Source organism: Arthrobacter sp. ok362 (genome assembly GCF_900102785.1).
Taxonomy (GTDB): Bacteria; Actinomycetota; Actinomycetes; order Actinomycetales; family Micrococcaceae; genus Arthrobacter.
Window position 1 is genome coordinate 26256 of sequence record NZ_FNGC01000026.1, and the last position, 10730, is coordinate 36985.

The window sequence follows — 10730 nt, forward strand, 5'->3', positions numbered from 1 at the left end:
GCTACTCGCAGCCGACGCCGTCCCCGTCGCGGTCCAGCTTGCCGCTGTACCCCGGCTGGCCGACGTGGATGGGCGCAGCGCCTGCGGCGCGGACCGCGGCGCAGTTCGCGTAAGCTACCCCGCCGGCAGGTGCAGGCGCGGGCGCCATCCGCACCTTCGCCGGGGCTGGCGCGGGGACGGCCGGAGGTGCCGCGGCGGGCTGCCGTGCCGGTGGTGCCTGCGCGGCCTGCGCTGGAGCGGATGCCGGCTTGCTGGTCGGGGCCAGCGCGCCGGGGCAGTCCGAGAGGACCCGGGCCATGGCATCGTGCTCGGCCTGGGTCACCCAGAGCCCGTAGCTGGACTTCACTGAAATTTGGCGGGCGACGTAGGTGCAGCGGTAGGACTTGTTCGGCGGCAGCCAGGTGGCGGCGTCGCCGTCGCTCTTGCTTTGGTTGGCCGGGCCGTCCACCGCCAGCAGGTTCAGGGGATCGTTGGCGAAGGATAGCCGCTGCGCCGGGCTGAGCTTCTGCGCGCCCTTTTGCCAGGCGTCGCTGAGGGCCACGACGTGATCGATCTGGACCGCGGTGCTGGTGGCGTTGCCGCGCAGGAACTTGATGGCGGTGGCGGTGTAGGGGTCCGCCAGGACGCCGGAGAGCACCACGCAGCCCCGCGTCCCGGGCCTGAGCGCGAGGGCCGTGAGGTCGCGGCGGAGCATGTCATTGCGGGTATCGCAGCCGTTGTGGTCGACGTCGGACCAGGCTGGGCCGAACTGCTCGCGCGAATAGCCCGTCTTTGGTGCGCGGCCCTTGACGGGCAGCGTCGCCAGCACCTCGCGGGCTTTGCTCGCAAAGGCTGGCTGCTGGTGCGGGGCGCCGACGCCGGGAACATCGACGCCGGGCGTGGTGTCCGGATCCAGCGGGGCGCTGTCCGTGCCGGCCGACGCGGTGGCGGCGGCAGCCGTCACGCCGGGGCGGACGCCGGTTCCAGCGGCCGGGGGGACTGCCCCGGGGCTGGCACACGCTGACGCCGAGACAAGGAGCAGCAGCCCCGCAAGCCCGGCACCGATCCAGTCGATCGCGCCGATCTTCCGGCCGGGTGCTGGCTGTGATCGAACGGTGTGCAATTATTTCCCCACTACATGCTGTGTGCCGGTGCCTGGGCGGCCTGCGCCTGGCGCCGGACCGATCCCAGCCTACCGGCTCCCCTTCATCGATTGCTCCAACACGGCCCTTTTGAGGACCCAAAAGGGCCGTGTTGGAGCAGTCGATCCGCTTGCCGGCCCCGCGATTCCGTCAGCGGACCCCCGGCCGGGATGCCGAGAAGATGGCCGGCGCCCCGCCGTCACCGGTTGCGAGGTCGGCCAGGATCCTGCCCACGACCGGCGTGAACTTGAATCCGTGCCCGGAGAAGCCGGCACCGATGACAACCGGGCCGATCCGGTCCAGGACGAAGTTCTCATCCACGGTGGTTGTGTAGGTGCAGCTGATGTCGGTGAGGGAGTCGGCGTCGACCCCGGGCAGCCAGTCCCGGGCGTAGCGCTGCAGGGCCGCCCGCTGTTCGGGCTCCGCAGCGAAGGTCCGCCGGTCGGGGTCCACCACCGGACCCACCCCGTGCCATCCGGCCTTGATCCCCTCGCCGGGCGTTTGCATGCCGTAAACGGGCGAACGCCAATACGCGTACGCCTCCCCGCGGCCGGGCATGTGGTTGAACCCGGGCCACTGGGCGCCGGGGTCCGTGATGGCGAAGTGTGCAGGCTGTTCCTGGGTGACCGTCAGCCGGGGCAGCGGCGCCACGCCGGCCAGCAGCTTCGTGGTCCAGCCGCCGGCGGTGACTACGGCCTGCCTGGCGGAGAGCAGCTCGGTGCGGCCGCCGGAATCGAGCGTGAGCCGGACGCCGTCGTCGAGCACTTTCAGCTCAAGGACCTTCACGTGATGGCGGATCTCGGCACCGAGGCCGGCGGCGAGGCGCTGCAGCGCCGGCAATGCGGCGTCGGGATTCAACTGGCCGCCGTCCGCCATATGCAGCACGCGCTGGTCGAACCGGATGCCGCGCCAGCGCTCGGCGGCGTCCTCGGCGGAGAGGAACTCTGCCCGGAGCCCGGCGGCCAGCAGCGCGTTCCGGACCTCGGGCAGCCGCGGGTCGGTGCCGTGGTTTACGACGCCGGTGCGCGCGAGCAGCCGCTCGCCGGAGTCCGTTTCGAGCTCGCTCCACAGCCGCGCCGCCTCGGCCAGCATGGCAACGTAGTCCGGATCCGCGTAGCCGGGGTTGAAGTTCCGGGTTGTGCCGTGGGAGGCGCCGTTGCGGTGGCCGGGCCCGAACTGCTCCAGCACGGTCACACCCCGGCCGCGCCGGGCCAGCGCCCAGGCGGTCGCGGAGCCCATCGCACCGCCGCCTATCACCACTGTGTCCAGGGTTGTTTTCAAGGGTCCTCCTCCGGGGTTTGGTGCCGTCTCGCCCGCCCGGGCAAGACCAGATACGGTCAGGCCAGCAGCAGGGCCACACAGATCATGGCCGGGACAGCTACCACCGTAGTGATCAGCACGGTGTCCTTGGCTACTGTGACGCCGGTGCGGTAACGGCTGGCCGCGACAAACACGTTTTGGGCGGTGGGCAGGGCTGCCGTGACGACGGCGGCGAACAGCGCCTGCTCCTGCATGCCGAGGACAAAGCGGGCAAACAGGTACGCCACCAGCGGGTGGACGATCAGTTTGAAGCCGCTGGCCAGCAGGGTGTCCAGCCGGCGTCCGGCCGCTGCCTGCAGCGGCGCAGAGTTGTTCAAGCTCATGCCGAAGGCGATCAACATGGCCGGGATGGCCGCCCCGCCGATCAGGTGGATGGGCTCCATGATCAGCGGCGGTACCTGCCAGCCGGTTCCGGCCACCACCAGACCCAGCCCGGTGCCAACGATCATCGGGTTCCGCAGGATCATGAGCACGAACCTCAGCGGCGTGGTGCGGTGCGAACTGGTGGTGGCATCCAAGGCCATGAGGAAGGCGGGTGTGAAGAAAGCCAGCTGGAAGATGAGCAGGGGTGCCACATAGCTGGCATCGCCGAGCACGAAGACGGCGATGGGAATGCCGAGGTTGGCCGAGTTGGCCAGGGACGCGCTCATGGACGAAATGAGAGCCTCAGGTACGGGCCGCTTGAGCGCGAAACGCACAATGCCAAAGAACAGGGCCGCGGTTATCACGGCCCCCACCGCCGTCACGAGCAACGGCGCGGCAAAGACGTTATGCAGATTGGCCTTGCTGAGCGTCTCGAAGAGCAGGGCGGGGCTCGCGACGAAGAATGTCAGGGCGCTGAGGACGGGGCGGGCGTTCTCGCCCAGGATGTTGCGCCGTCCCACGAACATGCCGACCAGGATGATGGCCCAGACGACGAAGAAGCCTGCCAGTACCCCTAGCACGCGGTTCTGCGCAGCGAGGCGGGAGGGCGGCGGGGAAGGGTCACCGTTCCAGAGTAATCAGCTTTATTTCGCAGGCCGTCCTATTACGCCCGACGGCGTGCTGCCGCGCCCTCTGCGCCTGCCTGCTGCTGGACCCGGCAGGCGGGGGTGGGGCTGTTGCCGCTAGTTGAGCGCGGCGTTATTCAGCGAGTGCGGCGGGCGCATGAGGCCGGGCGTCATGCCCTCCGCGGGGTCGTTGCCGATCTGGACGATCTTGTTGTCCTGATCAACGTGGACCACCTTGGGGTTGTACGCCTTCGCCTCTTCCGTGGTCATCTGGGCGTAGGTAATGAGGATGACGATGTCGTTCTCGTGCATCAGGTGGGCGGCGGCGCCGTTGATGCCGATCACGCCTGAACCGCGTTCGCCGGCAATCGTGTAGGTCTCGAGCCGGGCGCCGTTGGTGACGTCGACGATCGCCACGAGCTCCCCGGGGAGGATGTCGGCCGCCTCCAACAGATCCAGGTCCACGGTGACGGAACCGACATAGTGAAGGTCCGCGTGCGTGACCGTCGCGCGGTGGATCTTGGATTTGAATATTGTGCGATTCATAACGTCACCAGTCTAGCGTGGGGCCACCGCGCGCGCTGTGGCCCACCGCACACGCAGCGGGCCGGCCACGCAGGCCGACCACGCAGGCCGGTCCGCGGAGGCTGGCAGTCATGCGGGCCGGTCCACGGGGGCCGGATCGAGGGCGCCGGCCGCCGCCGCGGGCACGATTGATGCCGCCGTCTCCGCGAGGATTTCGCGGGCTGCCAGCAGGGCCGGCCGCCTGGCACTGGACCGCCGCACCGAGGTGAACACTGTCCGGTGCGGATCCCCGGGCAGGTCCAGCAGCTGGGCGCTGGTGCCGCGGCCGGTCCACACGAGGTCGGGCATCAGGGCCACCGCATTGCCCGATTCGATCAGCCGGATCTGGGCCTGCAGGTCGGCGGTTTCAAAGCGGACGTCGGGCTCAAAGCCGGCGCTCCGGCAGGCCTGCTCGGCCCAGTGCCGGGAGGCCGCTCCGCGCGGTTCCATCACCCAGGGCAGGCCCGCGGTATCGGCCAGCGTCCTGATGGCGTCGCGCCCGGGCGAAGCGGGTGGAACGGCGAGCCGGATGGCGTCGCGGGTCAGGGCCACGCGGTCCAGTTCGGCGTAGTGCGGGGCGGCATGGCCAGGGTACTGCTCGGCGATCACGAGGTCGAAGTCGCGGGCCCACGTCTCGTGAAGGGCCGTTTCCGGTTCCCGCTGGGTCATTTCCACCCGGACTTCGGGGTAGCTGGAGGACATCCTGGTCAGGGCGTCCGGCATGAGCGCCAGCGCGGCGGACTGGAAGACCGCAATCCGAACGGTACCGGTGACCGTGGTCAGCGACGCGGCCAAATCCGCCTCCGCCTGCTCCAGGGTCTCCAGGAGCTGGGAAGTGTGGGCCACCAGGACTTCGGCCTGGGGGGTCAGCTGCACCCGCCGCCCGGTCTTGCGGAGGAGCTCCACTCCGGCCTCCTTCTCAAGGAGGGCCAGCTGCTGCGAGACTGACGACGGGCTGTACTGGAGCGCTTCGGCCACTTCGGCCAACGTGCCCCGGATTTTCAGTTCGCGCAACAGTCGCAAACGCCGGACGTCGAGCATCGCAATTCCTTTGTGAATTCTGATGGTTATTCGTTAAGGGAATTCACTTTATCTAATGCAATCGGGCTTGCATACTGTTGTCACTCGGTAACGCCCATCACAGGGTGGATTGATGGGCATCACACCTAAGTAGGAGGCCCTGATGGCTAGGCAGGATTTGGCACAGTCGATCATGCGGCGCAAGCCCATCGACGACATTGAAGAAGAAAACAAACACAGCGGATTGCACAGGAGCCTGGGGCTCTGGCAGCTGACGGCCATCGGCGTTGGCGGCATTATCGGCGTCGGCATCTTCTCTTTGGCGGGCCTGGTGGCCCACGGCAGTGGGGGCGAGCCCGGCGTCGGACCGGCCGTCCTTGTCTCGTTCCTGATCGCAGGCCTGGCATCGGCCGCCGCGGCGCTGTCCTACGCCGAATTCGCCGGCATGATCCCGCGGGCAGGCTCGGCCTACACCTATGGCTACGTTGCGCTCGGCGAAGTGATCGGCTGGTTTATCGGCTGGGACCTGTTGCTGGAGTACATCGCCATTGTGGCCGTGGTGGCCATCGGCATCTCGGGCTACTTCGACGCCTTCCTCTCCGGCATCGGCGTCCACATGCCTGCCTGGATGACAGCGACGCCGGATGAGGGCACGGGCGGCATCATCAACCTTCCCGCGATCCTCGTCTGCCTGTTGGTGACCTGGATCCTCTCGCGAGGCACCAAGACCTTCGGGCGCTTCGAGCTGATCGCCGTCGCCATCAAGGTGGTGCTGATCCTGTTCATCATTGGCCTGGGCGTCTTTTACATCAACGCCCATAACTATGACCCCTTCATGCCCAGCGGCTTCGGTCCGGTGGTGGCCGGCTCCGCCACGGTGTTCTTCGCGGTGTTCGGCTACGACGCCATGAGTACCGCGGCGGAGGAGGCGACCGACGGCAAGAAGCACATGCCGAAGGCCATCATCCTCTCGCTGGTCATCGCCATGGTGCTCTACGTCGCCGCCACCCTGGTGCTCACCGGTATGCAGCACTACACGGAGATCGACCCCAAGGCCGGCTTCGCCTCCGCCTTCAACAGCGTCGGGCTGGCGACGATCGCGACAGTCATCTCCGTGTTCGCGGTCCTGTCCATCCTCACCGTGATGCTGACCTTCCTCCTTGGCGTCACCCGCGTCTGGTTCTCGATGAGCCGCGACGGCCTGCTGCCCGGCTGGTTCTCGAAGACGGACCGGAACGGCACACCGCAGCGCGTGACCTGGATCGCCGGCGCCGGGGCCGCCGTCCTGGCCGGCATCCTCCCGATCAAGGCCGTGGCGGACCTGACCAACATCGGCATCCTGGCCGCGTTCGTCGTCGTCTGCGTGTCGGTGATCGTGTTCCGCTACAAGAAACCCGACGCCCCGCGGACCTTCCGCCTGCCGCTGATGCCCCTGGTGCCGGCGTTCGGTGTGTTCGCCTCGCTGTTCCTGATGTTCCAGCTGCACTGGGAGACCTGGCTGCGGTTCGTCATCTGGCTTGTGGTCGGGCTGATCATCTACTTCACCTACGGCCGCAAACACTCGCTGATGAACCCTGACAGCCCGCGGCACGAAGAGATCGTGGAGATGCACCGCCCCCTGACATAACCATCCCACCCCCGTTGCGCTATCACTTATGGCTCTTATCCACAGGCCAGAAGGGGTAGCGCAACGGGATTTTAAGGTTCCGGGGTGGTTTCCGAACGTTCGGGCAGGACGAAGAATCTTCGGTTTTTCTAACCGGTATTGCTCAGAAAACTTCGCTTTATCTTATGAAAATCCGGTTGCATACTGAGTCATAAGAGGTCCACATTTTGAGAAAGAGCGAAGTCCAGCCATGACCAACATCTCCACGGAGCCCGGCGCAACCACCGGAAACGCCGCAGGCAACGAAGCCACGCACGCCGCCGTTTCGGAAGGCTCTACGGTCCTTGAGGCCGCAGCCCTCGCCGAGGACACCATCGCGCTGGTGCGCCACTGGCTCACTGAAGCCGCAAAGGTGCCCGTCGACGCCTCGGCCGAGCAGCTCGCCGGGGTCTTGAAGGACCCCAACGGCCTTGACTTCACGGTCGGGTTCGTCGACGGCGTCGTCCGTCCCGAAGACCTGCAGGTCGCCGCCCGCAACCTCGCCGCTCTGGCCCCCAAGGTCCCCGCCTTCCTGCCCTGGTACATGCGCAGCGCGGTCCGCCTCGGCGGCACCATGGCTCCGGTCCTGCCCCAGGTGGTTATCCCGGTTGCCCGCCGGGTGCTGCGTGAAATGGTCGGCCACCTCATTGTCGACGCCACCGACGCCAAGCTTGGCCCGGCCATCGCCAAGATCCGCAAGGACGGCATCAAGCTCAACGTCAACCTCCTCGGCGAGGCCGTGCTCGGCGAGCACGAGGCCTCCCGCCGGCTCGAGGGCACGCACGCCCTGCTGTCCCGGCCCGACGTCGACTACGTCTCGATCAAGGTCTCCTCGACGGTGGCCCCGCACTCCGCGTGGGCCTTCGATGAGGCCGTGGAGCACGTCGTGGAGAAGCTCACCCCGCTTTTCGCCCGGGCCGCCTCCTTCCCCAAGGCGAAGTTCATCAACCTGGACATGGAGGAATACAAGGACCTGGACATGACCATTGCGGTCTTCACCAGGATCCTGGATATGCCCGAGTTCAAGAACCTCGAGGCCGGCATCGTGCTCCAGGCCTACCTCCCGGATGCCCTGTCCGCCATGATCCGGCTGCAGGACTGGGCCGCCGCCCGCCGCGCCGACGGCGGCGCCGCCATCAAGGTCCGCGTCGTCAAGGGCGCCAACCTGCCGATGGAGCAGGTCGAAGCCTCCCTGCATGACTGGCCGCTCGCCACTTGGGGCACCAAGCAGGACTCGGACACTAACTACAAGCGCGTCATCAACTACTCGCTGCACCCGGACCGGATCCGCAACATCCGGATCGGCGTCGCCGGCCACAACCTCTTCGACATCGCCTTCGCTTGGCTCCTGGCCAAGCAGCGCGGCGTGGAGTCCGGCATCGAATTCGAGATGCTGCTCGGCATGGCCCAAGGCCAGGCCGAAGCTGTCAAGAAAGACGTCGGCTCCCTCCTGCTCTACACCCCGGTGGTCCACCCCGCCGAGTTCGACGTCGCGATCGCCTACCTGATCCGCCGCCTCGAAGAGGGCGCCAGCCAGGACAACTTCATGTCCGCCGTCTTCGAACTCAGCGAGAACGAATCCCTCTTCGAGCGTGAGAAGCAGCGCTTCCTCGCCTCGCTCGCCAAGCTCGACGACGAGGTCCCGGCCGCGAACCGCCTGCAGAACCGCGCCCTTCCGGCCGCGCCGCTGCCGCACGATTCGTTCGAGAACACCCCGGACACCGATCCGTCGCTGCCCGCGAACCGCAACTGGGGCCGCGCCATCCTAGGCCGTGTGGCCACGTCGACACTGGGCAACGCCGCCGTCGAGGCCGCCACGATCAACGACGAAGCGACCCTGAACACGGTCATCGGCACCGCCGTCGAGAAAGGCAAGGCGTGGGGTGCACTCTCCGGCGCCGAGCGCGCCGAAATCCTGCACCGCGCCGGCGACGTCCTCGAGGCCCGCCGCGCCGACCTCCTCGAGGTCATGGCCAGCGAGACCGGCAAGACGATCGACCAGGGCGACCCCGAGGTCAGCGAGGCAGTGGACTTCGCGCACTACTACGCAGAGTCCGCCCGCAAGCTCGACGACGTCGACGGCGCCACCTTCGTCCCGGCCAAGCTCACCGTCGTGACGCCGCCGTGGAACTTCCCGGTCGCCATCCCGGCCGGCTCCACCCTCGCGGCCCTCGCCGCGGGCTCCGCCGTCGTGATCAAGCCCGCCAAGCAGGCCCGCCGCAGCGGCGCCGTCATGATCGAGGCCCTCTGGGAGGCCGGCGTTCCCCGCGACGTCCTCACCATGGTCCAGCTGGGCGAGCGGGAACTGGGCCAGCAGCTCATTTCCCACCCAGCCGTGGACCGCGTCATCCTGACCGGCGGCTACGAGACCGCCGAGCTGTTCCGCTCCTTCCGCAAGGATCTGCCCCTGCTGGCCGAGACCAGCGGCAAGAACGCCATCATTGTGACCCCGAGCGCGGACCTGGACCTCGCGGCCAAGGACGTCGCATACTCCGCCTTCGGCCACGCCGGCCAGAAGTGCTCCGCCGCCTCGCTGGTGATCCTCGTCGGCTCCGTGGCGAAATCGAAGCGTTTCCACAACCAGCTGGTCGACGCCGTCACCTCCTTGAAGGTCGGCTACCCGGAGGACCCGGCGAGCCAGATGGGCCCGATCATCGAGCCCGCCAAGGGCAAGCTCCTGAACGCCCTCACCACCCTCGGCGAAGGCGAGACCTGGGCCGTCGAGCCGCGGAAGCTCGATGACACGGGCAAGCTCTGGAGCCCTGGCGTGCGCTCGGGCGTCCGCCGCGGATCCTACTTCCACCTTACTGAATTCTTCGGCCCCGTCCTCGGCGTCATGACCGCGGAGACCCTCGAAGAGGCCATTGCGATCCAGAACCAGATCGAATACGGCCTCACCGCGGGCCTGCACTCGCTGAACACCGAAGAGCTGGGGATCTGGCTGGACACCATCCAAGCCGGCAACCTCTACATCAACCGCGGCATCACCGGCGCGATCGTCCAGCGCCAGCCGTTCGGTGGCTGGAAGAAATCCGCCGTCGGCGCCGGCACCAAGGCCGGCGGCCCGAACTACCTCGTCGGCCTCGGCGAATGGATCAGCAAGCCCAGCACCGCCGCCGGCACGCCGGGCTCTGCGCCCGCCCACTCCGGCGTCCGCCGGATCGAGGATGCGGCCAAGGGCTTCCTGACAGCCGACGAACTCGCACCGCTGCAGCGCGCGCTCGCCTCCGACGCCCGCGCCTGGGCCGAAGAGTTCGGCACCGCGAAGGACGTCTCGGACCTGAGCGCGGAGCGCAACGTGTTCCGCTACCGTGCGCTGCCCGTCACCGTCCGCCTCGCGGAAGGCGAGCCGCTGACCGGCCTGGTCCGGACCGTCGCCGCGGGCGTTCTGGCCGGGTCCGATCTGACGGTCTCCACCGCCGTCGAACTTCCCGCCCAGCTGCGTGCCGTCCTGTCCGGACTTGGCATCGCCGCCACTGTTGAGACCGACGCCGATTGGCTCACTTCCGCGGGCGCGCTCGCCGCGGCGGGCAAGCTCTCCGGCGCCCGGATCCGGCTGATCGGCGGGGACGCCAAGGCGCTGTCCGAGGCCACGGGCGGCCGCCCGGACCTGGCGGTGTATGCCCACCCCGTGACGGAAGCAGGCCGGGTGGAACTGTTGCCGTTCCTGCACGAGCAGGCCATCAGCATCACGGCGCACCGTTTCGGTACCCCCAACCACATCTCGGACGCCCTGATCTGATATGTAGTTCGCGTCTGTCAAGGGCGTGGGGAAGCGGTCCCGGGCTGGGTTGTCCGGGACCGCTTCCTTTTTGGGTGGCCGGGAGGCGTTCGGTTCGTGGTCAGCGTGTCGTTGGCGACGGCGCGGTCAGACTGATATGCGCGGGTTGGTTACCGCAGGACGAGGTGTTCGGCTGGAGATTACCGCTGGTCTAGGAATGTCGGGCGTGGCCGTTGCGGGTTGCCCATAGATCAATCGCGGGTTTACTCCACGCGCTGCAAGAAACCACTCACCAGTTGCGTCCCGGCGGTTTTCCGTGGCCCGGTCGGGGGCACCGGAAGTCAGTTACG

General features: G+C 67.8%; 7 protein-coding genes. 2 read left to right on the plus strand and 5 right to left on the minus strand.

From position 1 onward, the window contains the following. Position 1: 1 nt before the first annotated feature. From BLQ10_RS21570 to BLQ10_RS21590, 5 genes are all read right to left on the minus strand, one after another. Positions 2 to 1102 (minus strand): GmrSD restriction endonuclease domain-containing protein, encoded by a 1101-nt coding sequence (locus BLQ10_RS21570; RefSeq protein WP_091565036.1) that lies wholly within the window; start codon positions 1100 to 1102, stop codon positions 2 to 4. A gap of 169 nt (positions 1103 to 1271) precedes the next feature. Continuing rightward, complete coding sequence (locus BLQ10_RS21575) at positions 1272 to 2402, minus strand: FAD-dependent oxidoreductase (RefSeq protein WP_091565037.1); 1131 nt, start codon at positions 2400 to 2402, stop codon at positions 1272 to 1274. A 56-nt stretch (positions 2403 to 2458) separates the two neighbouring features. After that, positions 2459 to 3385 (minus strand): AEC family transporter, encoded by a 927-nt coding sequence (locus tag BLQ10_RS21580; protein ID WP_091565038.1) that lies wholly within the window; start codon positions 3383 to 3385, stop codon positions 2459 to 2461. 162 nt (positions 3386 to 3547) lie between these two features. Next, positions 3548 to 3976, minus strand: a complete 429-nt coding sequence (gene panD / locus BLQ10_RS21585) for an aspartate 1-decarboxylase (protein WP_028275366.1) — start codon at positions 3974 to 3976, stop codon at positions 3548 to 3550. Between the two features lie 108 nt (positions 3977 to 4084). Next, a complete protein-coding gene (locus tag BLQ10_RS21590; protein WP_091565039.1) occupies positions 4085 to 5035 on the minus strand; it encodes a LysR family transcriptional regulator in 951 nt (316 codons plus the stop codon). A gap of 142 nt (positions 5036 to 5177) precedes the next feature. On the opposite strand from BLQ10_RS21590, the gene BLQ10_RS21595 reads away from it, so the two are divergent. Beyond that, positions 5178 to 6641, plus strand: a complete 1464-nt coding sequence (locus BLQ10_RS21595) for an amino acid permease (protein ID WP_091565040.1) — start codon at positions 5178 to 5180, stop codon at positions 6639 to 6641. A gap of 229 nt (positions 6642 to 6870) precedes the next feature. Beyond that, the gene (locus BLQ10_RS21600; protein ID WP_091565041.1) at positions 6871 to 10401 is read left to right on the plus strand and encodes a bifunctional proline dehydrogenase/L-glutamate gamma-semialdehyde dehydrogenase; all 3531 of its coding nucleotides are present in this window, start codon (positions 6871 to 6873) and stop codon (positions 10399 to 10401) included. Positions 10402 to 10730: the final 329 nt, after the last annotated feature.

Bases quoted from the DNA above. Each gene is read 5' to 3' on its own strand.
- BLQ10_RS21590 (WP_091565039.1), bottom strand. From the start codon at position 5,035: ATGCTCGACGTCCGGCGTTTGCGACTGTTGCGCGAACTGAAAATCCGG.
- panD (WP_028275366.1), bottom strand. From the start codon at position 3,976: ATGAATCGCACAATATTCAAATCCAAGATCCACCGCGCGACGGTCACG.
- BLQ10_RS21595 (WP_091565040.1), top strand. From the start codon at position 5,178: ATGGCTAGGCAGGATTTGGCACAGTCGATCATGCGGCGCAAGCCCATC.
- BLQ10_RS21600 (WP_091565041.1), top strand. From the start codon at position 6,871: ATGACCAACATCTCCACGGAGCCCGGCGCAACCACCGGAAACGCCGCA.